This is a genomic window from Ekhidna sp. ABH4_415, from assembly GCF_056161305.1.
Window position 1 is genome coordinate 1 of the sequence record NZ_JBSWYW010000010.1, and the last position, 26081, is coordinate 26081.

Annotated in this window: 17 protein-coding genes; 4 read left to right on the plus strand and 13 right to left on the minus strand. The window is 40.5% G+C overall.

What is annotated here, in order from left to right:
- Window positions 1-187: 187 nt before the first annotated feature.
- The 6 genes from ACXAH9_RS15960 to ACXAH9_RS15985 all read right to left on the minus strand — a co-directional run bounded on the left by ACXAH9_RS15960 (window position 188) and on the right by ACXAH9_RS15985 (window position 7117).
- The gene (locus tag ACXAH9_RS15960) at window positions 188-883 is read right to left on the minus strand and encodes a hypothetical protein (protein ID WP_474895856.1); all 696 of its coding nucleotides are present in this window, start codon (window positions 881-883) and stop codon (window positions 188-190) included.
- Between the two features lie 6 nt (window positions 884-889).
- Window positions 890-1975 carry an RHS repeat-associated core domain-containing protein gene (locus ACXAH9_RS15965; protein ID WP_474895857.1) on the minus strand — a complete coding sequence of 362 codons (1086 nt, stop codon included), beginning with the start codon at window positions 1973-1975 and terminating at the stop codon, window positions 890-892.
- A complete protein-coding gene (locus ACXAH9_RS15970) occupies window positions 1975-2868 on the minus strand; it encodes an LAPAL motif-containing putative phage structural protein (RefSeq protein ID WP_474895858.1) in 894 nt (297 codons plus the stop codon). Before ACXAH9_RS15970 ends, ACXAH9_RS15965 begins: the two co-directional genes overlap by 1 nt.
- 745 nt (window positions 2869-3613) lie before the next feature.
- The gene (locus ACXAH9_RS15975; protein WP_474895859.1) at window positions 3614-4486 is read right to left on the minus strand and encodes a tyrosine-type recombinase/integrase; all 873 of its coding nucleotides are present in this window, start codon (window positions 4484-4486) and stop codon (window positions 3614-3616) included.
- Window positions 4479-5492 carry a tyrosine-type recombinase/integrase gene (locus tag ACXAH9_RS15980; RefSeq protein ID WP_474895860.1) on the minus strand — a complete coding sequence of 338 codons (1014 nt, stop codon included), beginning with the start codon at window positions 5490-5492 and terminating at the stop codon, window positions 4479-4481. The genes ACXAH9_RS15975 and ACXAH9_RS15980 overlap by 8 nt, the downstream gene beginning before the upstream one ends.
- A gap of 41 nt (window positions 5493-5533) precedes the next feature.
- Window positions 5534-7117: a hypothetical protein gene (locus tag ACXAH9_RS15985; RefSeq protein ID WP_474895861.1), complete on the minus strand. Its 1584-nt coding sequence runs from the start codon at window positions 7115-7117 to the stop codon at window positions 5534-5536.
- 139 nt (window positions 7118-7256) lie between these two features.
- Between ACXAH9_RS15985 and ACXAH9_RS15990 the strand changes: the two genes are divergently transcribed.
- Complete coding sequence (locus ACXAH9_RS15990; protein ID WP_474895862.1) at window positions 7257-7586, plus strand: helix-turn-helix domain-containing protein; 330 nt, start codon at window positions 7257-7259, stop codon at window positions 7584-7586.
- Complete coding sequence (locus ACXAH9_RS15995) at window positions 7583-8209, plus strand: hypothetical protein (RefSeq protein ID WP_474895863.1); 627 nt, start codon at window positions 7583-7585, stop codon at window positions 8207-8209. The genes ACXAH9_RS15990 and ACXAH9_RS15995 overlap by 4 nt, the downstream gene beginning before the upstream one ends.
- Window positions 8210-8588: 379 nt before the next feature.
- On the opposite strand, the gene ACXAH9_RS16000 is transcribed toward ACXAH9_RS15995, so the two are convergent.
- The 5 genes from ACXAH9_RS16000 to ACXAH9_RS16020 form a co-directional block, all read right to left on the minus strand.
- Window positions 8589-9623, minus strand: coding sequence for an RHS repeat-associated core domain-containing protein (locus ACXAH9_RS16000; RefSeq protein WP_474895864.1), 1035 nt, complete (start codon window positions 9621-9623; stop codon window positions 8589-8591).
- Window positions 9623-10516 (minus strand): LAPAL motif-containing putative phage structural protein, encoded by an 894-nt coding sequence (locus tag ACXAH9_RS16005; RefSeq protein ID WP_474895858.1) that lies wholly within the window; start codon window positions 10514-10516, stop codon window positions 9623-9625. The genes ACXAH9_RS16000 and ACXAH9_RS16005 overlap by 1 nt, the downstream gene beginning before the upstream one ends.
- A gap of 745 nt (window positions 10517-11261) precedes the next feature.
- The gene (locus ACXAH9_RS16010; RefSeq protein ID WP_474895859.1) at window positions 11262-12134 is read right to left on the minus strand and encodes a tyrosine-type recombinase/integrase; all 873 of its coding nucleotides are present in this window, start codon (window positions 12132-12134) and stop codon (window positions 11262-11264) included.
- Window positions 12127-13140, minus strand: a complete 1014-nt coding sequence (locus tag ACXAH9_RS16015) for a tyrosine-type recombinase/integrase (protein WP_474895860.1) — start codon at window positions 13138-13140, stop codon at window positions 12127-12129. The genes ACXAH9_RS16010 and ACXAH9_RS16015 overlap by 8 nt, the downstream gene beginning before the upstream one ends.
- A 41-nt stretch (window positions 13141-13181) precedes the next feature.
- The gene (locus ACXAH9_RS16020) at window positions 13182-14765 is read right to left on the minus strand and encodes a hypothetical protein (RefSeq protein WP_474895861.1); all 1584 of its coding nucleotides are present in this window, start codon (window positions 14763-14765) and stop codon (window positions 13182-13184) included.
- A 139-nt stretch (window positions 14766-14904) separates the two neighbouring features.
- Here ACXAH9_RS16020 and ACXAH9_RS16025 point away from each other — a divergent pair, with 139 nt between their 5' ends.
- Window positions 14905-15234: a helix-turn-helix domain-containing protein gene (locus ACXAH9_RS16025; RefSeq protein ID WP_474895862.1), complete on the plus strand. Its 330-nt coding sequence runs from the start codon at window positions 14905-14907 to the stop codon at window positions 15232-15234.
- Window positions 15231-15857 carry a hypothetical protein gene (locus tag ACXAH9_RS16030; RefSeq protein ID WP_474895863.1) on the plus strand — a complete coding sequence of 209 codons (627 nt, stop codon included), beginning with the start codon at window positions 15231-15233 and terminating at the stop codon, window positions 15855-15857. The genes ACXAH9_RS16025 and ACXAH9_RS16030 overlap by 4 nt, the downstream gene beginning before the upstream one ends.
- A gap of 379 nt (window positions 15858-16236) precedes the next feature.
- On the opposite strand, the gene ACXAH9_RS16035 is transcribed toward ACXAH9_RS16030, so the two are convergent.
- The gene (locus tag ACXAH9_RS16035) at window positions 16237-22389 is read right to left on the minus strand and encodes a DUF6443 domain-containing protein (RefSeq protein WP_474895865.1); all 6153 of its coding nucleotides are present in this window, start codon (window positions 22387-22389) and stop codon (window positions 16237-16239) included.
- A gap of 19 nt (window positions 22390-22408) precedes the next feature.
- The gene (locus ACXAH9_RS16040; RefSeq protein WP_474895866.1) at window positions 22409-26080 is read right to left on the minus strand and encodes an RHS repeat protein; all 3672 of its coding nucleotides are present in this window, start codon (window positions 26078-26080) and stop codon (window positions 22409-22411) included.
- Window position 26081: the final 1 nt, after the last annotated feature.

A 26081-nucleotide genomic window follows, 5' to 3' on the forward strand; every position in this document is an offset into this window, starting at 1 on the left:
TTTGTCTTGATCTTTGATTTTGTATTTTTCGCTCACATACCAAAAATAGGGACTCAATGTTTAATTGTCACGGAAGGTTAACTACTAGTATGTCACGGAAGTAACTTCCGCGCCAGAGGGAGTAACTTCCGCGCCAGAGGGGGTGCTCAACAAAAAACCCCGCCGAAGCAGGGTCATATTTTCTTAATCAACAGATGTAAGCAACCTTCAAAATGAACTTTTCTCCCTCTCTCCATTTAATCCAACCAACAATATCAACCTTAGAAGGTTCTTCTCCCGAGTAACAGTCTTTGTCATCTCTCACCTTAACCCAATCACCTTTTACTTCTACTGGAACATAAGTATAATCTCCATATTCAGAGACTAAATCGGAGTTATCACTTGGTTCTTGTCTTAACGGATTAGATTCTGTTGGAATGGGGTAAGTTTCCATGATATATTCAGTAAAGCTTTTAAAGTCAATCTTCTGAGAGCTTGTTCCAATAAGTGCTATTTGTTCATTGAACATCACTTCATAAAACCCATCCACTTTTCCCTTACAGCTAAGAACGAATAGACCATACTCTGGATCGAAGGATTCCACATCAATGCCATCCTTGTATAAATGCTCTTGATCAATAATATCATAGCTTGATCCATTAATCTTGATTTCAGACCCATTAATGTAGGCTAGGGTATCTGATCCACTCTTTTTCAAAATGATCAGCTCACCCCCATTATGATAGATATTGCTAATACTTACAAAAACAAATCCCTGTTCCTGCTCTTGCTTTACTTCCCTCTCTGGTGGAGTCGCTGATTCTGATCCTTTCTCTCCTTTTGAACGTGTCTCTGTACAAAACGCATTCATTGAGATTAGAGCAATTATGATTACATATTTCATATCAATTTACCTTAATGGTTGGAATCCTTTTCTTTGGATATTCAATATTCTCGGCTTAACCCTTACATTCGGCTTATACCCTTGTAAATGCTGATGATTGTAATGATTCTTCAGATGTGTTGTACCAGATACCGAATGAGAAGTAGTAGTAGTGACTTCTTTACCATTCACAGTAGAAGTATTTGTAACTTCTAAAGTAGATGACCTGATATCCTTATACCCAAACTTCTTCAAAGCTGAGTTCATAGAAGCAGATGCAGTTTGATCGATTTTATCAAAGTTCGTCTTACTTCCTTCGTAATCAATTGCGTCTCTTGCTCCATCATTCCCCGCATACCTAATATCCATATTTTTCCCATCCGTATGGCTTGTGCTTGGAGATGGAGAGGAACCGTCTGATTCACTAGCACTTACTACAAATACTTCTTCCCCTGAGTCTGCAGAAGCTCCAATCAAACTTGCTACTGCTTCCCCTGATGCATACAACCTATCCTCATTTCCCGACTTAGTAGATATTTTGGCTCCACTTCCATCAGAGTCATCAATGTTTGACAATTGAATTAACCCACTCTCATTCTTATCATATTGACCTACATTATGCTCTGTCCCATCACCATCCACGTAAGTGAAGGTGTCGAAAGAATCAGTTGTTTCTTGTTTCTCTATTGTCCCGTCTGAATGGATTTTGTAATCATGTAAAAACATTCCCGTCTGATCCATGAACTTCAAAGGGTTATTGGCAACCCAAGAATATGGACTTAGAGAATAATAGGCATCAGCCAATGGATCAAGTTGCCATGTTCTAACAGTCCACTGATCGTACATTCTTGCGTGGAAGTCATAAACGTCCAGTTCTTCCTGAACTTCCTTGCCTTGATACTTAAATCGTTGAGCTGTAGATGCAGTACGAGTGTAATTATTAAAAGTCCCACCAAAAGGATAGTAATTATCAAAAATCTTCTTTGCCGTATTTTTTTCTGTAGGCTCTACAAAAAATGACAGGTTGGTTTTTGCCTGACCTCCTTTCTTCCAGATGGTTAAAAAAAGTAGTGGCTCTTTCTCCTGATGATATGTGAGTTTAGGACAACCCATCAACTAAACATGTTCTGTTGATTTCCCCTCGGATGATGATCGATTACCTTGGTGATCTGATAGGATTTATTGATGTATGTATTTACTGAGGGGTCGAACTCTTGATTAATAGTCATTTCAACCTCAAGTGAATCGCCTTTAGCAAAACTCTCACCTTCATCAACTTTCTGATTAAATCCTTCATCAATAATCTTTGCTGATATCTTATTCCCCTTGTAGTAAAACTCCCATTTGTACTTCTCATTAAATGCCAGTCTAACGATGTTTAAAATGGTTACCTCGGTGACTGCTCGGGAAGTCTCATCAATAATTTCTTCATTAACATGTGATAGATCCTCGAACTCCTCTTTTTCGATTTTCACAAGCGGGTTTTCTTCATCATCAGTGATTTGGAAGTTGGTAACTGATTCATCTTTCTTTAAAGCCTCAAAGTTCTGCGTAATCGCATTGTTTACTATGCTGTTGTTACTGTATATGTTATAGGTAATGTTTTCAACAACTATGCGATCACCTTTTTCATTTTCTATCTCTACTTTGTCCTTTTCTTTTTCTTCAACCTTTGAAGCTTTCTTGCCCTTTAGGACTTTTTTTAAGCCAAATAAACCAATTAGAACTGCAACCACATGGGAAGCAGTCTCCGCATTTTCCCGAGTAAATAAGCCTGCAAGTTGTTCTGTGATGGATTCAATTAGTTCGAGATGGACTAAAAAACTGCCCTTATCAAGAGCTTTGATTTTTATCTCAATATTTTTTTCATTCCGTAATTCACGATTTACCTCTTGGATTATAGCGCTCATGTGAACCAATGAACTAATCAGAAGATTAGCATCAATCTGATGCAGCTCACCATCAAACTTTAGTTTAAAATCGCTTTTGTCGTAGGGTATTTCCAAAACGGTGATCTAATTGACTTGCCAATTTTACGTTATTTCTAAACTAATAAAAAGTTAACATCGGTTGGAAGGATAAATGCCCTTAACTGTTCGTCAACTTTTGCTCTGATCTCCTGGGCATTTATTCTTTCAACTGATGCTCCAAGCGAACCACTAAACTTGATCTGGGCAGTCCGTTGGCAGAGCGCGGAAGGATGCACCGAACCCCTCTTGGTAAAAGAGCCTTCAGCTAATCGGCCTGGCTACTGGCGCTGACTCTTGCGGGCCGCCTGCGGGTACCACCACCAGCCACACAGGGAACGAGACTGTAAAGGAACAACTGTGTGTGCCGTAGGGTACTGGTGGTGGTCGCAGGCCCGCACTAACAAGGGCTGTGGTTTTTGTTTTTTGCCTACCTGCCGGAGGCTTTAATCAACCAAAAACAAAAAGTAGAACAGCCGTGACGAGGAGCGGATGGGCAGCAAGCGGAGTAAAATGCAAATGGGCTTGTGGGTGGCTAAACAACTACAAAAAAACGATGGCGGTGATACCGATTTCCCCTGCCGCAAGTGCAACGAGGCTGGAACATCAATAACCAACCATCACGGCCAGAGGCTTTTTTGTAGTTGCTTTAAGGCGGGTTCATTTGCAGTTTTACGGAGTGCAGCCTGACCAACGCACCACAGGAACACCGCTTTACCAAGTGCATGCCGAAGGATGCATAGCCTTGTGCGGTGGGTTTCTTGGGTTGGTTTGTGTGGTTGGGTTAGCCGAGTGGGTGGAACTGTTGAACTTCTTCCTGTAGCCCTTCCATTTCATTCTCTAAAAAGCTTTCTGTACTGCTGATGTAGCGATGTCCTGCCAGATATTGAACTTCTCTTAGATTGTACATTCTCAGCCATTTTGTAATCACACTTGCTCTGATCTGTTTTGCATTTACCAACTGTGGGTGTTTCTTTTTGAGCCTTGCCATGAGTCTGGAGATAAAGTTGCTGATCTGTGTTCCACCTTCCGGACTTACAAAAAGCTTGTCGGTTGTTTCTCCTGATTTCTTCAATATCTCTGATCTGATCTGTAACATGTAATCGTACATTTCCATGATCTGGTGGGATTCCAGTTTCATCTTTCTGCCATTTCTTCTAATGCCTCCTGGTGCTTCTATTTCTCCTTCTCTCAACTTGATGTGGTTGGTTTCCATTCTGCCTAATTCTTCTGCTCGTAAGCCTTGATAGATCAGTAGTCCTAAGATCACTTTGTCCCTTCTTCCTTTCAGGCTTTCATCTTTGTGTCCATTGTAGATTGCATTGAGTTCGTGGGGTTGGAAGATGTGATAGAGTATCTTTCGTTTTACACCTTGTACTTTGATTCCTGTGGCTGGATTCTGAACTACTTTCTTTGCTTCTATCAGATGGTCGTAATAATGCTTGATGCTCACTAAATAATGTTGGATGGTTCGTTGGGTTACTCCTTGATTTTGCAGGGATTTGATATAGCCTAAAACCTCTTGATAACTCGCCTGATCTGCTTCTATGTTTTCTTGCTTTAACCACTTCCAGTAAAGCCCCAGGGTTCGCTTCATGGTGGTGATTGTTCCGTGTGCATAGCCGTTGGTTTTCAGATAGTCGATAAACTCATTCATCTTCTGCCAGTTGGGTTATTTCATAGTTGGGGATGTTGTTAAAGGGCTGTGCTTTCTCGATGGGGATTCCTGCCAAGTGAGTGTAGATCTGTGTGCTTTCTAAACTGCTGTGTCCTAAAAATCTGCTGATGGATTCTAACTTCATTCCTGCTTGTAAAAAGTGTGTGGCTATTGAGTGTCTAAGTGTGTGGAGTCCGATTTCTTTCTCGATCAGTTCTGTATTCTCACTTTGGTATTTCAGGTATTTTAATCGTAGGATCAGGGTTTGTCCTTGCAATCTTTTAGCTGCTTGACTTATGAACAGTGCTTCTGTTTTTGCTCCTTGCAACAACTCAGGTCTATGGTCATAAACATATGCTGTCAGGTGGTTTAAACTGGTCTTGCTAATCGGAACAAAACGCTCTTTGTAGTTCTTTCCTTTCTTCACATGCAATACGGAGCGATCAAAGTTGATGTCTCCTACATTGAGTTGTACTCCTTCATTTCTTCTCAGTCCACAACCGTAATAGATTGCCAGCATTGCCCTGTCTCTTGATTGCAGTGCTTCGATTCTGCTTTCTGGCATGTTGGGTCTTTTGTAGGGTGGTTTATTGGTTGCTTTGAACAGGAGTTGGATTTCATCAGTGGTGAGTACTTCTATATTTCTTGGGTCTTCTTCTTCGTTCTTCAACTTCAACTCTGGAAGGGTCAACCTTCCTACCTTTCGTAAGTACTCGGTGAACTTTCTTAGTGCTTGGATATGCTTATTTAAATGTCCTGTACTTATGCCTCCTGATCTTCTTTGATTGGATCGCTCTTTTAGTTTCTCGTAATGTTCCTGTATGAGTTGATTGTCCAGTTCTTTGATGTTGTTGATTTCCTTTTGCTCTAAGTAGTAGAGTAATTCCCGAACGTGTAAAGGCATGTAGTAGACGGAGCTTTGCGCATATCCCAACACGTCCAGCCACTCTTTAAAGCTTTGTTCTAAGTATCTGTAGGATGGATTTTTGAGTGCTAATTTTTTCACCTCGGTTTCATTTTCGTGGGCTACTGGACTTTTGGACTTAACTAACTGTCTTTCTTCTTTTTAGCTTGTCCGTTTTGTTTGTGGGCTACCAGTGGGCTACTGGACTGCAACCCTTCCAATACTTTGTCGAGTACGGTTTCTATTTCCTGTTTCAACTGGTGGTATTCTTCTCCATTCGCTATTTCATATTCATAGCCTTTGTACCGCTTTCCTGCCTTGATTCTGATTAATCCGATCTCTAATAATTGTCCGTGATACCTTTTGAGTGTGGTTGCTTTGATGCGAAGCTGTTGCCTGATCTCTCGGTTGGTAAAGGTGCTTCTGCCTTCTTTCTGCAAGTGATATTTCAAGGTTTCAAAGTAGTATCTGCAAGCTCCTGTGAGCATATCAGATTTTCTTATTAATACCTCCTTCATGAGGCCATTGGCTTCTTCAATATCTTCAAGAGTTGTTTCAATAAATTCTTCTCCGGTTTCCTTGTCGTACTGTTTTTCTCTTTGATACTGATGGTAAAAAGTCACTGCTTCGATGAAGGCCAGATAGTGTGCATTAGATCGTCTGGGCTTGAACACTTCTGCTGGCAGGATCAACTGTTCTGCATACGGGTTTCTGATCTGTACTGGTAATAAGACTCGTTGTGTGTTTTGTAATAGCTCTTGGATTTTGATTTCTTCACTTGTATCTACTTTGCCCGCACTCAACTTTCTCTGATAGCTCATGATTTTTTCGTCCTGCTCTTTGCTCTCGTCTATGTGGATCAGGAAGGATCGATTAGCATTATCTTCATACAAGCTCTCCTTGGTGGTACATCCTGCTACGCTTACTGGTCCTTCTACATTGAGTGTGATCGTCCTTGTCTCTCCTTTGGTGTTTTTATGGACTACTGTTTTATTGATCCGCTTTTTGCTCTGTAATTCTCTGAGTGGATAAAGAACTCCTTCTGCTCCGTCCAGATCCTCAATGAGTATGAGCTTGTGTTGTAGTTGTCTTTGCCCGAAGTAGTAAAAGGCATTCTCGCTTAGTGTGGTGATCTCTATTTTGTCTTCCTCTGGTATGAGTGCGCTTACTTTCTCCTGCAAGTGGGTTTTCCCGATCCCTGAACTTCCGAGGCTAACGATATGCAAAGGGTGTTCTCTCTTTCTCGATGTAAAGATTAGGTACATCAAAAGCCTGTTCGTTTCTTCTCCAATCACACCAGCTCGTCCTATATCTTCCATTGTTCTTTGCATCAGGTCGGGAGCAGTCAGGTATTTCTGAGCTTCTTTGATTTCTTCTGGTGTGAGCATTTTCCGCTTGTCATGGTCGATGGTTTGTTTCTCGATTTCATCTAAGCGGTATTGTTCTAACAGGTCGGTTAAGTCTTGCAAGGCTGCTGCGATCACACTTGTTCCTACTTCGAGTTTCTCGGCTACTTTTCTAATCAGCTTCTCTACCTGGGTGTCATTGTACAAGTCCAGGTTATGCCTGATTGCCAGGTGTTCTACTTGTATTTTCAACGTTACCCGCATCCTGTCTAATCCCTCTAGTCTGATCCCTCCAAGTATGATGATCTTCAACATGTCGTATTCGTAGCTGATATGATCGGGATTGGTGGTGTCTAGGTGTCGTTTGTCAGGTATTGCCATTGAAAAATATTTTCTTAGTACTTATAGGTTTCAAATTTAATCTTTCAATTCTAACAAGCAAAGTTTTTGCGATTTGATTAATACTTATCCATTAAATAAATTTGTTAATTAGAAGGATTTTAGGTTTTATCAAGTACTTATGAGTTTCGGAAGCAGATTATTAGAGGCAAGAAAAAAGAAGGGTATCTCTCAGGAAGAGATTGCCAAGTTTCTTAATACTAAAGGCCCTGTGATTGGTCGATACGAACGGGATGAGATGAAGCCGTCTATAGAAGTAGCCGCAAAGATGGCTGACTATTTAGATGTATCGTTGGACTTTCTTGTAGGAGCTTCCGAAGAGCAACTAGATAAGACTACTCTTAAACGAGTGCTGGAGATTCAACGACTTCCTGCTGATATTCAGGAGAAGGTGTACTATTTCATTGATATGTCTATCAGAGACGCTAAAGCTAAACAGGTCTATTCATGAGAGGGGTTGCTATAAAAATCGTTGCTGTATTGATATTCACTATCAATAGCAGTTGTCTAAAGAAAGATGATTATTTCACATTTGAACGAGTCCCTTTGAGTAAAGTGTCTAAGCTAGAAAAAGGCTTTGATTCTGAGCTTAAAAAAATGAAGACTCCTATTTTTATTTCATCTGATTTCATCCCTGATAAATACCTCGATAACCTTTCTCCTTACCCTTTGATCTATGTAAGAGAGGATAAAAAATTCAACTTGATCCCACAAGTCGAAGTGATGTACCATTATGATGAACCAGACTCATTATTACGCCTAATCACATACACATGGGATTCAAAAAAAATTGGTGATAGACTTGAAGATATCAACTCTAACTTCGATAATAACCTAGATGATTTCAACCAAAAGTTTGATCTCATTCAAAACCAGATTTCTACTAAAATTGGCAACCCTACTCAGAGTGATTCTCAGCCAAAACAGAGACAGGATAAGGATTATGGCCAATGGCTTGAGAGAGTAGCTACTTGGAAGTTAGATCAGACAATCGTAGAGCTTCGACTTGTTTTTACCAATGGGGTCACACCAGGAACCCATAGTATTCGAACCAAAATCTATTGGACAGATTGATTAGTCCACTCGGTAAGCATTAAAATACTTAGCCCTGTGCTGACTACTAAAAGTTATGGCTGTTGCAATCAGATTAATGATTACCAAAACCGTAGGGATCAATTCATAAGAATAAATCCTTGTACCAATATCCCACAGATAAAATATTGCAACAATTGAAAGGATTACTGAGATTGGAAAAACCAACCTGCTTAACAAGGTGGTTTCTGCTCTCACCTTGTTAAGATGATAGGTTGATTTTTCCTTACAGTTTGGACAAGTTAGAGTTATTTTCCGCCCTACTTTTTTACTGAGTTCGTATCTATTACTTGCCCTTTGCTTAATCTTAATCGCATTTCTACAATTACTGCAATCCGTAGTGACTTTCAATTTCTAACCTTTAATTTCCTGTCATAATCCTCTTGTATTCTTTACTAGCTTCAGAAGGATTTCGGAACCTTCCTCTGTTAGCTTTTTGGAACCTGTTCCATTGATTCTTAGGCAAAGTCGAGTTTCTTAGATTCGTTTTGAAGTCAGCACTAAAGCCGCCATCAGGTCTTTTTATATTACTCAACTCCTTTGAGAACTTAGCCAGTCCTTTTTGATAACCTGCTAAAGAAGCTCTTGAGAAAGATCCTCCGTTTGCTCCCCCTGCTCCTGGTAGATTAAAGTAACCTTCCTCGATACCCATCCAGAAAGCTTTATCTGTTCCCCATCTTTGGACATACTGGTCTCGATATTCTTGTCCACTTACAGGTTGAAAGTTTCCTTCTTCTTCTTGTCGGAGTAGAGCTGCCGTAATGATATTCCCTGATCCTAAACTTAAGAGTGATGTTCTAACTTCCACGTCCTTGTCAGAATAAACATATCCTGTCTTATTCTCACTTTGAAGTACAGATGGATTTCGTTTTGGATTTTGTATTTGAACAGTTTCGTAACCTGAGACATTGTCAGCATTTTCCCTTTGCTCATAATATCTATCTGGTTTGTCATTTACTATTCGCATTACTTCCTCTCCATCTCTGTAATAAATATCATCAAGCAATCCTGTAGGATCGATTCTATTCACTGGATTATTTTGTGCGAAGTTGTAAGGACTTAACCATTCTCTTTCTTCTGCCATTGGATCAACCTGCAAGAACCCAGGACCACCCCAAGGATCATAGAACCTTGCATTGAAGTCATAAACGCTCCATTCTGGTTGCCATTCATTTCCATTGAACTTATAGTTCTGAGCGGTTGAAGCAGTGCGAGTGTAAGAATTGAAAAAACCACCGCCAGGATAGTAATTATCAAAAATCTTCTTTGCCGTATTTTTTTCTGTAGGCTCTACAAAAAATGACAGGTTGGTTTTTGCCTGACCTCCTTTCTTCCAGATGGTTAAAAAAAGTAGTGGCTCTTTCTCCTGATGATATGTGAGTTTAGGACAACCCATCAACTAAACATGTTCTGTTGATTTCCCCTCGGATGATGATCGATTACCTTGGTGATCTGATAGGATTTATTGATGTATGTATTTACTGAGGGGTCGAACTCTTGATTAATAGTCATTTCAACCTCAAGTGAATCGCCTTTAGCAAAACTCTCACCTTCATCAACTTTCTGATTAAATCCTTCATCAATAATCTTTGCTGATATCTTATTCCCCTTGTAGTAAAACTCCCATTTGTACTTCTCATTAAATGCCAGTCTAACGATGTTTAAAATGGTTACCTCGGTGACTGCTCGGGAAGTCTCATCAATAATTTCTTCATTAACATGTGATAGATCCTCGAACTCCTCTTTTTCGATTTTCACAAGCGGGTTTTCTTCATCATCAGTGATTTGGAAGTTGGTAACTGATTCATCTTTCTTTAAAGCCTCAAAGTTCTGCGTAATCGCATTGTTTACTATGCTGTTGTTACTGTATATGTTATAGGTAATGTTTTCAACAACTATGCGATCACCTTTTTCATTTTCTATCTCTACTTTGTCCTTTTCTTTTTCTTCAACCTTTGAAGCTTTCTTGCCCTTTAGGACTTTTTTTAAGCCAAATAAACCAATTAGAACTGCAACCACATGGGAAGCAGTCTCCGCATTTTCCCGAGTAAATAAGCCTGCAAGTTGTTCTGTGATGGATTCAATTAGTTCGAGATGGACTAAAAAACTGCCCTTATCAAGAGCTTTGATTTTTATCTCAATATTTTTTTCATTCCGTAATTCACGATTTACCTCTTGGATTATAGCGCTCATGTGAACCAATGAACTAATCAGAAGATTAGCATCAATCTGATGCAGCTCACCATCAAACTTTAGTTTAAAATCGCTTTTGTCGTAGGGTATTTCCAAAACGGTGATCTAATTGACTTGCCAATTTTACGTTATTTCTAAACTAATAAAAAGTTAACATCGGTTGGAAGGATAAATGCCCTTAACTGTTCGTCAACTTTTGCTCTGATCTCCTGGGCATTTATTCTTTCAACTGATGCTCCAAGCGAACCACTAAACTTGATCTGGGCAGTCCGTTGGCAGAGCGCGGAAGGATGCACCGAACCCCTCTTGGTAAAAGAGCCTTCAGCTAATCGGCCTGGCTACTGGCGCTGACTCTTGCGGGCCGCCTGCGGGTACCACCACCAGCCACACAGGGAACGAGACTGTAAAGGAACAACTGTGTGTGCCGTAGGGTACTGGTGGTGGTCGCAGGCCCGCACTAACAAGGGCTGTGGTTTTTGTTTTTTGCCTACCTGCCGGAGGCTTTAATCAACCAAAAACAAAAAGTAGAACAGCCGTGACGAGGAGCGGATGGGCAGCAAGCGGAGTAAAATGCAAATGGGCTTGTGGGTGGCTAAACAACTACAAAAAAACGATGGCGGTGATACCGATTTCCCCTGCCGCAAGTGCAACGAGGCTGGAACATCAATAACCAACCATCACGGCCAGAGGCTTTTTTGTAGTTGCTTTAAGGCGGGTTCATTTGCAGTTTTACGGAGTGCAGCCTGACCAACGCACCACAGGAACACCGCTTTACCAAGTGCATGCCGAAGGATGCATAGCCTTGTGCGGTGGGTTTCTTGGGTTGGTTTGTGTGGTTGGGTTAGCCGAGTGGGTGGAACTGTTGAACTTCTTCCTGTAGCCCTTCCATTTCATTCTCTAAAAAGCTTTCTGTACTGCTGATGTAGCGATGTCCTGCCAGATATTGAACTTCTCTTAGATTGTACATTCTCAGCCATTTTGTAATCACACTTGCTCTGATCTGTTTTGCATTTACCAACTGTGGGTGTTTCTTTTTGAGCCTTGCCATGAGTCTGGAGATAAAGTTGCTGATCTGTGTTCCACCTTCCGGACTTACAAAAAGCTTGTCGGTTGTTTCTCCTGATTTCTTCAATATCTCTGATCTGATCTGTAACATGTAATCGTACATTTCCATGATCTGGTGGGATTCCAGTTTCATCTTTCTGCCATTTCTTCTAATGCCTCCTGGTGCTTCTATTTCTCCTTCTCTCAACTTGATGTGGTTGGTTTCCATTCTGCCTAATTCTTCTGCTCGTAAGCCTTGATAGATCAGTAGTCCTAAGATCACTTTGTCCCTTCTTCCTTTCAGGCTTTCATCTTTGTGTCCATTGTAGATTGCATTGAGTTCGTGGGGTTGGAAGATGTGATAGAGTATCTTTCGTTTTACACCTTGTACTTTGATTCCTGTGGCTGGATTCTGAACTACTTTCTTTGCTTCTATCAGATGGTCGTAATAATGCTTGATGCTCACTAAATAATGTTGGATGGTTCGTTGGGTTACTCCTTGATTTTGCAGGGATTTGATATAGCCTAAAACCTCTTGATAACTCGCCTGATCTGCTTCTATGTTTTCTTGCTTTAACCACTTCCAGTAAAGCCCCAGGGTTCGCTTCATGGTGGTGATTGTTCCGTGTGCATAGCCGTTGGTTTTCAGATAGTCGATAAACTCATTCATCTTCTGCCAGTTGGGTTATTTCATAGTTGGGGATGTTGTTAAAGGGCTGTGCTTTCTCGATGGGGATTCCTGCCAAGTGAGTGTAGATCTGTGTGCTTTCTAAACTGCTGTGTCCTAAAAATCTGCTGATGGATTCTAACTTCATTCCTGCTTGTAAAAAGTGTGTGGCTATTGAGTGTCTAAGTGTGTGGAGTCCGATTTCTTTCTCGATCAGTTCTGTATTCTCACTTTGGTATTTCAGGTATTTTAATCGTAGGATCAGGGTTTGTCCTTGCAATCTTTTAGCTGCTTGACTTATGAACAGTGCTTCTGTTTTTGCTCCTTGCAACAACTCAGGTCTATGGTCATAAACATATGCTGTCAGGTGGTTTAAACTGGTCTTGCTAATCGGAACAAAACGCTCTTTGTAGTTCTTTCCTTTCTTCACATGCAATACGGAGCGATCAAAGTTGATGTCTCCTACATTGAGTTGTACTCCTTCATTTCTTCTCAGTCCACAACCGTAATAGATTGCCAGCATTGCCCTGTCTCTTGATTGCAGTGCTTCGATTCTGCTTTCTGGCATGTTGGGTCTTTTGTAGGGTGGTTTATTGGTTGCTTTGAACAGGAGTTGGATTTCATCAGTGGTGAGTACTTCTATATTTCTTGGGTCTTCTTCTTCGTTCTTCAACTTCAACTCTGGAAGGGTCAACCTTCCTACCTTTCGTAAGTACTCGGTGAACTTTCTTAGTGCTTGGATATGCTTATTTAAATGTCCTGTACTTATGCCTCCTGATCTTCTTTGATTGGATCGCTCTTTTAGTTTCTCGTAATGTTCCTGTATGAGTTGATTGTCCAGTTCTTTGATGTTGTTGATTTCCTTTTGCTCTAAGTAGTAGAGTAATTCCCGAACGTGTAAAGGCATGTAGTAGACGGAGCTTTGCGCATATCCCAACACGTCCAGCCACTCTTTAAAGCTTTGTTCTAAGTATCTGTAGGATGGATTTTTGAGTGCTAATTTTTTCACCTCGGTTTCATTTTCGTGGGCTACTGGACTTTTGGACTTAACTAACTGTCTTTCTTCTTTTTAGCTTGTCCGTTTTGTTTGTGGGCTACCAGTGGGCTACTGGACTGCAACCCTTCCAATACTTTGTCGAGTACGGTTTCTATTTCCTGTTTCAACTGGTGGTATTCTTCTCCATTCGCTATTTCATATTCATAGCCTTTGTACCGCTTTCCTGCCTTGATTCTGATTAATCCGATCTCTAATAATTGTCCGTGATACCTTTTGAGTGTGGTTGCTTTGATGCGAAGCTGTTGCCTGATCTCTCGGTTGGTAAAGGTGCTTCTGCCTTCTTTCTGCAAGTGATATTTCAAGGTTTCAAAGTAGTATCTGCAAGCTCCTGTGAGCATATCAGATTTTCTTATTAATACCTCCTTCATGAGGCCATTGGCTTCTTCAATATCTTCAAGAGTTGTTTCAATAAATTCTTCTCCGGTTTCCTTGTCGTACTGTTTTTCTCTTTGATACTGATGGTAAAAAGTCACTGCTTCGATGAAGGCCAGATAGTGTGCATTAGATCGTCTGGGCTTGAACACTTCTGCTGGCAGGATCAACTGTTCTGCATACGGGTTTCTGATCTGTACTGGTAATAAGACTCGTTGTGTGTTTTGTAATAGCTCTTGGATTTTGATTTCTTCACTTGTATCTACTTTGCCCGCACTCAACTTTCTCTGATAGCTCATGATTTTTTCGTCCTGCTCTTTGCTCTCGTCTATGTGGATCAGGAAGGATCGATTAGCATTATCTTCATACAAGCTCTCCTTGGTGGTACATCCTGCTACGCTTACTGGTCCTTCTACATTGAGTGTGATCGTCCTTGTCTCTCCTTTGGTGTTTTTATGGACTACTGTTTTATTGATCCGCTTTTTGCTCTGTAATTCTCTGAGTGGATAAAGAACTCCTTCTGCTCCGTCCAGATCCTCAATGAGTATGAGCTTGTGTTGTAGTTGTCTTTGCCCGAAGTAGTAAAAGGCATTCTCGCTTAGTGTGGTGATCTCTATTTTGTCTTCCTCTGGTATGAGTGCGCTTACTTTCTCCTGCAAGTGGGTTTTCCCGATCCCTGAACTTCCGAGGCTAACGATATGCAAAGGGTGTTCTCTCTTTCTCGATGTAAAGATTAGGTACATCAAAAGCCTGTTCGTTTCTTCTCCAATCACACCAGCTCGTCCTATATCTTCCATTGTTCTTTGCATCAGGTCGGGAGCAGTCAGGTATTTCTGAGCTTCTTTGATTTCTTCTGGTGTGAGCATTTTCCGCTTGTCATGGTCGATGGTTTGTTTCTCGATTTCATCTAAGCGGTATTGTTCTAACAGGTCGGTTAAGTCTTGCAAGGCTGCTGCGATCACACTTGTTCCTACTTCGAGTTTCTCGGCTACTTTTCTAATCAGCTTCTCTACCTGGGTGTCATTGTACAAGTCCAGGTTATGCCTGATTGCCAGGTGTTCTACTTGTATTTTCAACGTTACCCGCATCCTGTCTAATCCCTCTAGTCTGATCCCTCCAAGTATGATGATCTTCAACATGTCGTATTCGTAGCTGATATGATCGGGATTGGTGGTGTCTAGGTGTCGTTTGTCAGGTATTGCCATTGAAAAATATTTTCTTAGTACTTATAGGTTTCAAATTTAATCTTTCAATTCTAACAAGCAAAGTTTTTGCGATTTGATTAATACTTATCCATTAAATAAATTTGTTAATTAGAAGGATTTTAGGTTTTATCAAGTACTTATGAGTTTCGGAAGCAGATTATTAGAGGCAAGAAAAAAGAAGGGTATCTCTCAGGAAGAGATTGCCAAGTTTCTTAATACTAAAGGCCCTGTGATTGGTCGATACGAACGGGATGAGATGAAGCCGTCTATAGAAGTAGCCGCAAAGATGGCTGACTATTTAGATGTATCGTTGGACTTTCTTGTAGGAGCTTCCGAAGAGCAACTAGATAAGACTACTCTTAAACGAGTGCTGGAGATTCAACGACTTCCTGCTGATATTCAGGAGAAGGTGTACTATTTCATTGATATGTCTATCAGAGACGCTAAAGCTAAACAGGTCTATTCATGAGAGGGGTTGCTATAAAAATCGTTGCTGTATTGATATTCACTATCAATAGCAGTTGTCTAAAGAAAGATGATTATTTCACATTTGAACGAGTCCCTTTGAGTAAAGTGTCTAAGCTAGAAAAAGGCTTTGATTCTGAGCTTAAAAAAATGAAGACTCCTATTTTTATTTCATCTGATTTCATCCCTGATAAATACCTCGATAACCTTTCTCCTTACCCTTTGATCTATGTAAGAGAGGATAAAAAATTCAACTTGATCCCACAAGTCGAAGTGATGTACCATTATGATGAACCAGACTCATTATTACGCCTAATCACATACACATGGGATTCAAAAAAAATTGGTGATAGACTTGAAGATATCAACTCTAACTTCGATAATAACCTAGATGATTTCAACCAAAAGTTTGATCTCATTCAAAACCAGATTTCTACTAAAATTGGCAACCCTACTCAGAGTGATTCTCAGCCAAAACAGAGACAGGATAAGGATTATGGCCAATGGCTTGAGAGAGTAGCTACTTGGAAGTTAGATCAGACAATCGTAGAGCTTCGACTTGTTTTTACCAATGGGGTCACACCAGGAACCCATAGTATTCGAACCAAAATCTATTGGACAGATTGATTAGTCCACTCGGTAAGCATTAAAATACTTAGCCCTGTGCTGACTACTAAAAGTTATGGCTGTTGCAATCAGATTAATGATTACCAAAACCGTAGGGATCAATTCATAAGAATAAATCCTTGTACCAATATCCCACAGATAAAATATTGCAACAATTGAAAGGATTACTGAGATTGGAAAAACCAACCTGCTTAACAAGGTGGTTTCTGCTCTCACCTTGTTAAGATGATAGGTTGATTTTTCCTTACAGTTTGGACAAGTTAGAGTTATTTTCCGCCCTACTTTTTTACTGAGTTCGTATCTATTACTTGCCCTTTGCTTAATCTTAATCGCATTTCTACAATTACTGCAATCCGTAGTGACTTTCAATTTCTAACCTTTAATTTCCTGTCATAATCCTCTTGTATTCTTTACTAGCTTCAGAAGGATTTCGGAACCTTCCTCTGTTAGCTTTTTGGAACCTGTTCCATTGATTCTTAGGCAAAGTCGAGTTTCTTAGATTCGTTTTGAAGTCAGCACTAAAGCCGCCATCAGGTCTTTTTATATTACTCAACTCCTTTGAGAACTTAGCCAGTCCTTTTTGATAACCTGCTAAAGAAGCTCTTGAGAAAGATCCTCCGTTTGCTCCCCCTGCTCCTGGTAGATTAAAGTAACCTTCCTCGATACCCATCCAGAAAGCTTTATCTGTTCCCCATCTTTGGACATACTGGTCTCGATATTCTTGTCCACTTACAGGTTGAAAGTTTCCTTCTTCTTCTTGTCGGAGTAGAGCTGCCGTAATGATATTCCCTGATCCTAAACTTAAGAGTGATGTTCTAACTTCCACGTCCTTGTCAGAATAAACATATCCTGTCTTATTCTCACTTTGAAGTACAGATGGATTTCGTTTTGGATTTTGTATTTGAACAGTTTCGTAACCTGAGACATTGTCAGCATTTTCCCTTTGCTCATAATATCTATCTGGTTTGTCATTTACTATTCGCATTACTTCCTCTCCATCTCTGTAATAAATATCATCAAGCAATCCTGTAGGATCGATTCTATTCACTGGATTATTTTGTGCGAAGTTGTAAGGACTTAACCATTCTCTTTCTTCTGCCATTGGATCAACCTGCAAGAACCCAGGACCACCCCAAGGATCATAGAACCTTGCATTGAAGTCATAAACGCTCCATTCTGGTTGCCATTCATTTCCATTGAACTTATAGTTCTGAGCGGTTGAAGCAGTGCGAGTGTAAGAATTGAAAAAACCACCGCCCGGATAGTAATCCTGTGTGCTCACCACGTTCGTCTTGCCGTGGTAGACGGTGAAGTCGTCGAAATGGACGTTTACTGCCTCTTGGTTTTCGTTGGATAGGTATGCTAAGATGTAGCCTTCCTTATCTGCAATAATATCGTCGATCCTGAGCTCCTCATGTACGCCTACACCCTGCGCGGCGGTGGAGACCTGTGCAAACCCGGCACGAACGTAATTCATGTCCTTGTCAAAATAGATGTAATTCAAAAAGGCTCTGGGTGCGGTGCTTGCATCGTCTTTGCCGCCCATTTCTGCCCCTCCCAGGGCATTGTCAAACGTGGTGGAAGAGCTGCTCACTCCTCCTCCTTCCGGCACGCCGCTTCCGTATACGTTATCAAAAGAGGTAAACAGTGCATTAAAGGCTGTGCCCAGGAAGTTATTTCCACTTGGTGCACTCTCATAGTTGGCCTGTACGGATAAGTGGATCGTATCCCGCTTGTTCACACTCAGGAAGATCATCGCTCCGGTTTGTCCACTTTGAAGGAGCTCTACTTCGTCTCCAACACTTTCATCTTCATAAACTGTAGTATTCGCATCAGTATTTGTGTGTCTGTGTAAGTCCTGCCAGCCGTTCTCCTCGCCTGTTTCGAAGGTTTCTACCATCGTATAGTTCTCTGGAGTAGTTGAGAACGTCACACGTACGTTACCCAGGTGGTCTTTGAGGTGGTATTGGTAGTCATAATCCTCCCCCTGACCCCCTCCAGAGGGGGGAGTTAGACGGCCTTCTTCATGCTGGATGAGCTGGAGCTTTCTTTCTCCTGTGCTGTCCGTCTCATAGATGAACTCTCCTACATAGTCCGTGGTTTTCACCAGGTTTCCGTCTTTGTAAACCTTCTGCTGGAGTTTGATGCCTGCAGCGTCGTACAAATACTCAATACGGCCAGATCCTTCGCTGGTGCTCAGGATGACAGCCGTAGGGAGGTTGAGGTGGTTGTATTCGATATTGGTGATGCCTTTATTGGCGTCTGAGATCATGTTGCCATTGGCATCATAGGTGTAGTCTATGTTGGTGCCGGTGCTTCCATTATTAAAGCCCAGAGTATCTCCCGAAAGGTCATTGACATATTGGAGCTGGTTTCCTACATATTCATAATCCAGGTTATCCATAAACGCACTCACGCTCTCCGCCCTTCGCTGTAATGACTTGATATTTCCATTCAGGTCATATTCAGGAATCGATACATCGTACGGGTTGTCCGCATTTGAAACTCCATCTTGATAGTGCTGTGCATCCGTCAGTCGATTAAGTTTATCATACTGGAAGGTGTATGCTCTATCATTGATCCCTTCACCATTGGCATCCGTATTGCTCCATGCCATTCCACCAATGTTGCCATTGAAATAAGTTTTGGTGTTGTCTAATGGATTGGTATGGTAGTGAAGCTCCATTCCAAAAAGGTCACCATCTGGGGATGCTGAAAGATCGCTTTGGTTCATCCTGGTAAGCCACCCTCGGATATTATAGGCATAGTCCAGCGACTGAGCGAAGGTACCCCCCGTCCCTTGGTGCAAGTCTTTTTCTATGAGTTCGCCTAATTCATTGTAGCGATTTTCAGCAACCAGTATTGGATCTCCGGTATCCAGCTGGTGCCAGGTTTTTAGCAGCCTCCCTGCGTGATCGTATTCAAAGGTGCGTGTGATGGTTGTAGTCTTGGTTTCATCACTGTGCTCCGTGATGGTTTTGTCTACCTGACCGATAAAGTCATAGTAATTGGTGACTACATCCTTGCCATTTAAATGATTGGTGCTTTGACTTTGGATCATGCGATATTTATCATCATAGTAGCTGGCGCTGTAAATCCAGCTTCCATCGCCGGCTTTGGTCATCGTGCCTGTGACCTGCCCTTTGACTGCATTATTTTCCGTCAGGCCTGTAGGATTAGTAAAGGATAAGCCCGCATTCACCCAGTTTGCATGAGATTGGAAATTGTAGTTGTCATAATAGGTGACTGTCAGGTATTCTTCCACGAGGTTGTCCGATGGATAAGTTACATCGCTATACTGAATAGTGCCGGTACCATTTAAAGTCTCATATCGATCTGTCTCAGCTTCTACAGCTGCCCGTTCAGCAGACTCACTACCTCCATTCATAATCCCAGTCATGATTGGTCTGTTCAGCGCATCGTATTTGGTAAACAGCCATTTATTTGCGGTGCGTTGGTTTCCATCCTGAGTTAATACCAAACGATCCCATTGGTCGTACACCATAAAGACACTGTCCGCACCCGGGGCTTTTTTCATGGTCATCCGGTTTCGTCCGTCATAGTCATATAGGAATGCCCAGGTATTTAGTAAATCTTCTCTTGCTTCCTGATTTTGACCGAAGAATTCAGAATCCAATCGGTTAGTTGCTTCGGGTGGAAGAACTACTGCTAAGTTTCCATAGACATCATAGATATAGTAGGTCTCCGCCCAGGTGCTTCCATCCACCTGTGATTTTTTGAGGATGGTTTGGCCTTGCTGGTTGGTGTATTCGATGGTTTGAGCACTGTCTTCGTCGTAAGTAATTATCTTAAATAACTCATTCTCCTGGTAATAATGCAGATCTGAATACAAAGAATCATGTATCAAATAGATAACTTCTTGCTCATGATTTAGATCATAGGTGTAATTTATCCTTGCGTCATCGTTTTTCCAGGCAACACCCGGAAGTTGTTTACTTAGGACTCTGTCTAGCGGTCCGTCACTATAGTTGGTGTATGTAAAAGCAATCGAGTCACCGTAAAATGCTTTATAGTAATTTTCTTGATTTTCTATTGTCATAGCATCATACGCACCAGATAAGTCATTTGTATAAGGCAAATACTGGTACTGTTCTCTACCTGCATCATCATACTGATGAAAACTTACTATATCATTAAATGAGGGGCTTGCATGGGCATAATTAGACTGAATTGTTCTTCCCAGCCCATCAACGTAATTCACTTCATCTCGTGATTCAATTGTTTCAGCATCAAATACATATTCAGATTGGGGAATTGCTGTTGTAAGAGTCCTGGTTAGGACATAATTTTCATTGGATAGGTTAAGATTTAGGTTTTTGCAACCTGAAAATTTACCAAAGGTGGTCGGACATATGTCCAAATCATTCGTCACATAATTATTCCCATCATTAGGCGGATAATTTCCTGTAAAGGTATTTGGACCATCTACACCAAACCCATCATCATCCTGATCAATAAACCACTTCGTCCCCGGATTGATTTTACTATCGTAATCATTCGCATCGGTGTTGTTGGCTGCATATCCTGAAGGCACATCGAAAGCAACAATATCGCTACATGATTCATATGCTATTTTTTCTCCCGGGTCATTTATATCTCCATATCCATCATTGTCTCTATCTATATATAAGCGTAAGTCATATTTATCGGGATCGTCAACAAAGCAATCCATATTGTTAGTCACATAATGAACAGTATCTCCATCTATTTTTACCTCAAAATGAGGTGCGCAGCTTTCAACCTCATAAGGCAAGCTCTCCAGCTCTGTTAAGTCCTCTGAGTGAAGTGTTATAAATCCATCACCATATCCATCACCATCCGTATCTGGATACCATGTCATAACTATAGTCGCATTAGGGTCATTATCATCACAGTCGCCACCTGTTCCAGCATATCCATCAGGTTGACTGCATTGAATAACGGTCACTGAAGCATTGCCAATTCCATCTTGATCCTGATCCAAATACCATACTTTACGACCTATTAATGGATCACTATCATTACAATCATAGGCTGTTAGGACATAATCTGCCGGAGGAACACACGCTGTGATAAAACTGTTTGCATCACCTTCTCCATCGCCATCCGAATCCGCATACCAATTTTTAGCTTCAAAGTAGTTTGGGTTATCGTCATTGCAATCTTCGCCAACTAAAGAGTAATTATTTAATGCAGCTGTCTCACAATCAATGCCTGTGAAGGAAATGTTTGAATTACCATACCCATCTCCATCATTATCCTCGTACCATATTGTATTAGGATTAATAGCAGGATTATAATCATCACAATCCAAAGTATTAGTAACATAGTTGCCATTACTTGGAGGCGTACAGCCAAATCCAAGCGGAATGATTTCTTGTTCCACTGTCAAATCTTCTGACTGGGGAGCCACAATAACTCCAAATCCATCACCATCATTATCCGGATACCAGATAGTTTCCGGGTGGATGACTGGATCATTATCGTTACAGTCATCGTTAGTCAATACATAGCCCGTTGGCTGATTACAGGATGTTGTGGAAATATTTGGATTTCCAAAACCATCTCCATCTGAATCTGCATACCATACAGTGTTTGGTGTAACTGTCGCGTCGGAATCATTACAATCCAGATTATTATTTACATACCCTAAAGGTTGCCCACATCGTGAAATTGTTACATTACTGCCAAAACCATCTCCATCATTGTCCTGATACCAGGTCGATACAGTCGTAAGTGATGCATCATTGTCATTGCAATCTGTATTGGACAATTCATAATTAGGACCCATGATTGGTTTGCCACAACTCATTATCGCGAGTGGGTAGAAATTTCCATTAATTTCTATTTGAAGTGCTAATCCACCTGAATAGGTAGGATATTGATTACCTACACCATCATTATCTGCATCTAAATACCAGGCTTGTTCCTGATAAATTGAGGCATCATTGTCGTTGCAATCGCTATTATTGCCCACATATCCATTAGGCTGGGAACATGCTATTTTAGTGGAACTGCCGCCGTATCCATCACCATCATTATCTACATACCAGGTTTTGGCATCTTTTATAGATGCATTTGAGTCATTGCAGTCCTTGTTGTTGGATACATACCCTGATGGCTGAGAGGAAGCCATTACTTTTACATTCGGATTACCATATCCATCCCCGTCATTGTCTCTAAACCATGCTCTAACCACCTGTACTTCTATTCTATCTAGTTCGGTAGATCCATTTTTGAAAACCAGCGTGTAATTGCCAGCCTTATTCCATCGCATTCTTAACTTGAATCCTTCACCAGGCACATACCAATCATCCAAGAAAGTGTAGTTTCCAGCATAAGTAAGTGCCTTCCATTTAGGATCTACAAGTAGAAACCCATCGTATGTGTATTCAACAATTTCACTTTTTTCCGGAGATGTAGGTCCGGTAATTTCTCCTGTTCCAGGCTGCTCTATGGGTAATAAAATCTGTGATGAAACACCAAAAGTTACACTTACCGATAATATAAATAATATTAGCTTTGATTGCATTGTGATAGAGTTAGGTTGATTATTGATTCCTTAGATGATAGGTATGCTCCTTTACTACATTTCCCTGATTGTCGATGACTTGTTGCAATCGACCAAAATCATCATAGAAATATTTAAAAACGGCCCCATTCGGATCATGGATTTCAGATAGTCGTAATTCACTATCATATATATAAGAAGTCATTAAACTATTATCAGAACCAAGGTTTTCCCTTATTTTGATTAACTCGGCTTTGACATGAGACCAGCTCGTTCCCTCCAACCAATTGGCATCAATCGTATTGGGTGATGAAGACATGATCTCATTGTAAGTTTTATCAACTATTTCAGCAATCAGTTTAGACCCATTAAAACCATATAAGTGAACTTTTCTGATACCATCTTTACCAGTGAAATCAATAATATTTCCCCATTTGTCAACCTTATGGATTATGAATTCTGATTCAAAATCAAACCCATTATTCTTTCTTGTTGAAACAGTGCTTAACTCATACACACCATCAACCTCATTATTATATATGAATTTGGCTTCTTTGATGACTTTTGAATTCACTTGTAGCGCATCACCATTCTGAATACTATTCTTTAACAGAACTGGATCAGCTATTCTAAAAAACTCAGCATTTGTATTTATGTTATCAAGCTCTGCTTCTGTAAAATAGCCTGACGATAGTGGTAGCGGCCCCCCTGAATAAGTGTATTCATTGAATGTAGATTTTACTATTCCTCCTTCATTAAAATTTGTTTGCTCAGTAGAGACTAATCTATTATTTGCATTATATGAATAGTTGATTATTTGTTCATTCTTTTTTTGATTGCCCCACTCATCGTAAGAGAATTGTTTGATGGTCTTTTCAGTTAATTTATTCCAATGCTCCGTATGTTCGATCTCAGTAACCTTGTAAGGGAGATCGCATGTAATCAACCCGAACAAATCAGGATCACAAATTGTGAAAGATCCTGAAAGATTTGGCGGACAATTGACCATCATACTTCTATTCTGATTGGTCTCATGATTTGTATAAAACTGTAAGGATCCACATGCCTCTGTTTGAGTCACTAAATAAGAGCTCCCTTTTAAATCCGATTGCGTATTGTAAGCATATACCTTTGAACTAACCGGGAGCCATTTTGATATTTGAATACTGCCAAGATTCTCACCTTGCTCAGGTCCTTCTACGGGTAGAGAAGTGCTCTCATCGACGGAATCTTTTACAATAAACTCTTCATAGCTGATCTCAGATAAAAGCAAGCCACGGCTGTAGTCATTGTTTTTTTGATGAAAGGGAAATTTAAATTCCTCAATACCACTAGGTGTATCTTGAGGGGAAGTGTAATTATAAACTGTATACCCCCGACCTCTCTCTGTCACTTTCACCCTTGAATACCCAACATACGAACCATGGGTTTGCTTAACGTTTGCAAGATCATTTTCGATGGTGTATCTGATCGTGCGCTCCGCAAAACCTGAATTTTCCTGATAAGGAAAAATAAAGTGCTGGACATTTCTGCTGTGGACAGGTTTGTATGTGTCCCAGGTCCCGTCGATTACGCCGGAAGATCTACTTGAAGTATCAGGATGACTATAATCATAATTCCATCTTCTGGCGATTCCTCCTTTATCGGTAAACGAAACTTCCTTTATTCTGGGCCCACCGCCGTAGATCCAATATTCCGGAGAATCTGAATTGTTAGTGGAACTGACATACACTTCATATTCTACCCTCAATTGAAAGTCAATAGTATAAGTTGTAATGTCCGGAGTATACAATTCAACTGTAAGAGTACCAGATGTCAGACCTGGTGCTGATACATAGCTATACTGTTGAAGACCTTGAATATCTGAATTAAAAAGAATATTACCTGATGCATCTTTAATTCTTACACCAGTGTTATTTGGATCGATAGCTGGTGTTGATGACAAATCAATTAACCGCACTTTAGCATTTCTATGATCAGGCAGGTTAATTGTTTCACTGTGAAGAACAAACCCTTCACCCTGAGCCTGGGTGGTTCCGTTAAAATTTACGTTACTGGTCCGTAAGCTCCAATTATTTGGATTTTCATTAGATCCTGATACGCTTACTAGTTCATCTCCTGCATACGAAAACCGATGCTGTTCCCATTTAAACTCTTTCTTTCCTCCTGTAGGATACTTTATATAAGATAGCAAACCTGTCTGAATAGGATCATAACTTTTTCCAGTTGCTGATCCATCACCCTGATCAATGTAGCCCCAGATATCCTTCGGAGAATCAAAGGGAGGCAGCAATGTTCTATTGTGATAGCCCAACTCCGTTTCATGCTGCAATGTCCTTTCAGTATTGTATTCTTCAAATCCTAAAAGCCACAAACGTTCATTAGACACATCATGATTGAACGTAATCGTTTGGCTTGGTGCACCAGTGGTCTTATAAAAATCAATGGATCCTAATACAGCTCCATTAGTCTCCGGATGTTGAAGATTGTTATTAAAGTTGAAATTAATCGAAGTGCCATCTTTAAATTCAACCATAGAGGGTTTTAAGGTTGTTGTAATATTTGAAAAATAGCTTACCACTTTATATGGCTTAAATATGCCTATGTTATAATTATTTTCTAAAGCGTCCGATGAAACTGGACTACTATTGAAATCAATCGTATTGGTGGTTCTGCTTTTAGCATTTAGGTAAGCTTCCGTGCTAGGCGAATAAGTCACTGACAAAAGTTCAGAATTAGCAGAAGGGCTGGAATAAATTTTCGTTAAATGCCAGGCAGATCGAGTTCGATAAATTTCATTTACCCCACTTGCATCAATATCTCCGGTATGTAAGCCAGTCGGAGAATGATAATTCTGAGGCAATACGGCATTAACCGGAATGGCTTCTGTATATTCAAATACCCCAAACTCATATCGTATACCCTGGGTATCTATGATAATAATTTTGTCCAGTTCAATAAGTTCCGAATCAAGGCATCCGGCAGGAAAGGATATTGTTTGACAAGGAAATGAAGAACAATCAATAATTGACCGTTCTTCTAACCAAACATTTCCTGAAGCTTCGCACTCTTCTTTTGTTGGAGCTGGACCTGAACTTATATCATAACCAAGGTGGATTTTAACTGGGCTAGACATTTTTGTAATTACAGGTACTAATAATCCACCTGTGGATGTCTTAACATAGAACTCAACAGTTCCACCAGGGTATGCAGCCTGAAACAAATCGTATTGGGAATCCCATCTTTTACCATCCTCTCCGTTTACCATCCATTGTAACTTTTGATCGGTCTTTATATTTTGTTCTATAATTTCAGGAGCATGCCAGGCACCTACGCGTATTCCATTGTTCCAATCGTCAGGTATTCCCCTTACTGTTTTAGCAATAGTACCCAAACCAGAAAGTGACCACCCAGTGCCAATCCATCCTGACCTATTATCAATCTTCACGCCACTCGAAGAGTATCCTAAGGATAAATCAATCATTACATCTCTATTGAGTTGTTTTGAAAAAAGAGGGATTGTAATGTTTGGCTGACCTGTATAATTATTGACCGGTACCTCACTAAAATCAATCAGGTTAGCAACAGTAGGAGATGGTGGTAATTCTTTATTCGGATCAAAATTTTCAGTGTCAAACTGCTGTCCAAAGATTGAACTTGATATTAAAATGAAAATATTGGCGATTTGAATGCCAAAATGATTTTTTTTCATA

What these genes read in the sequence shown, in the direction of transcription:
- ACXAH9_RS15960 (WP_474895856.1), bottom strand. Translation starts at nt 883, where the DNA reads ATGAAATATGTAATCATAATTGCTCTAATCTCAATGAATGCGTTTTGT.
- ACXAH9_RS15965 (WP_474895857.1), bottom strand. Translation starts at nt 1,975, where the DNA reads ATGGGTTGTCCTAAACTCACATATCATCAGGAGAAAGAGCCACTACTT.
- ACXAH9_RS15975 (WP_474895859.1), bottom strand. Translation starts at nt 4,486, where the DNA reads ATGAATGAGTTTATCGACTATCTGAAAACCAACGGCTATGCACACGGA.
- ACXAH9_RS15985 (WP_474895861.1), bottom strand. Translation starts at nt 7,117, where the DNA reads ATGGCAATACCTGACAAACGACACCTAGACACCACCAATCCCGATCAT.
- ACXAH9_RS15990 (WP_474895862.1), top strand. Translation starts at nt 7,257, where the DNA reads ATGAGTTTCGGAAGCAGATTATTAGAGGCAAGAAAAAAGAAGGGTATC.
- ACXAH9_RS15995 (WP_474895863.1), top strand. Translation starts at nt 7,583, where the DNA reads ATGAGAGGGGTTGCTATAAAAATCGTTGCTGTATTGATATTCACTATC.
- ACXAH9_RS16000 (WP_474895864.1), bottom strand. Translation starts at nt 9,623, where the DNA reads ATGGGTTGTCCTAAACTCACATATCATCAGGAGAAAGAGCCACTACTT.
- ACXAH9_RS16010 (WP_474895859.1), bottom strand. Translation starts at nt 12,134, where the DNA reads ATGAATGAGTTTATCGACTATCTGAAAACCAACGGCTATGCACACGGA.
- ACXAH9_RS16020 (WP_474895861.1), bottom strand. Translation starts at nt 14,765, where the DNA reads ATGGCAATACCTGACAAACGACACCTAGACACCACCAATCCCGATCAT.
- ACXAH9_RS16025 (WP_474895862.1), top strand. Translation starts at nt 14,905, where the DNA reads ATGAGTTTCGGAAGCAGATTATTAGAGGCAAGAAAAAAGAAGGGTATC.
- ACXAH9_RS16030 (WP_474895863.1), top strand. Translation starts at nt 15,231, where the DNA reads ATGAGAGGGGTTGCTATAAAAATCGTTGCTGTATTGATATTCACTATC.
- ACXAH9_RS16035 (WP_474895865.1), bottom strand. Translation starts at nt 22,389, where the DNA reads ATGCAATCAAAGCTAATATTATTTATATTATCGGTAAGTGTAACTTTT.
- ACXAH9_RS16040 (WP_474895866.1), bottom strand. Translation starts at nt 26,080, where the DNA reads ATGAAAAAAAATCATTTTGGCATTCAAATCGCCAATATTTTCATTTTA.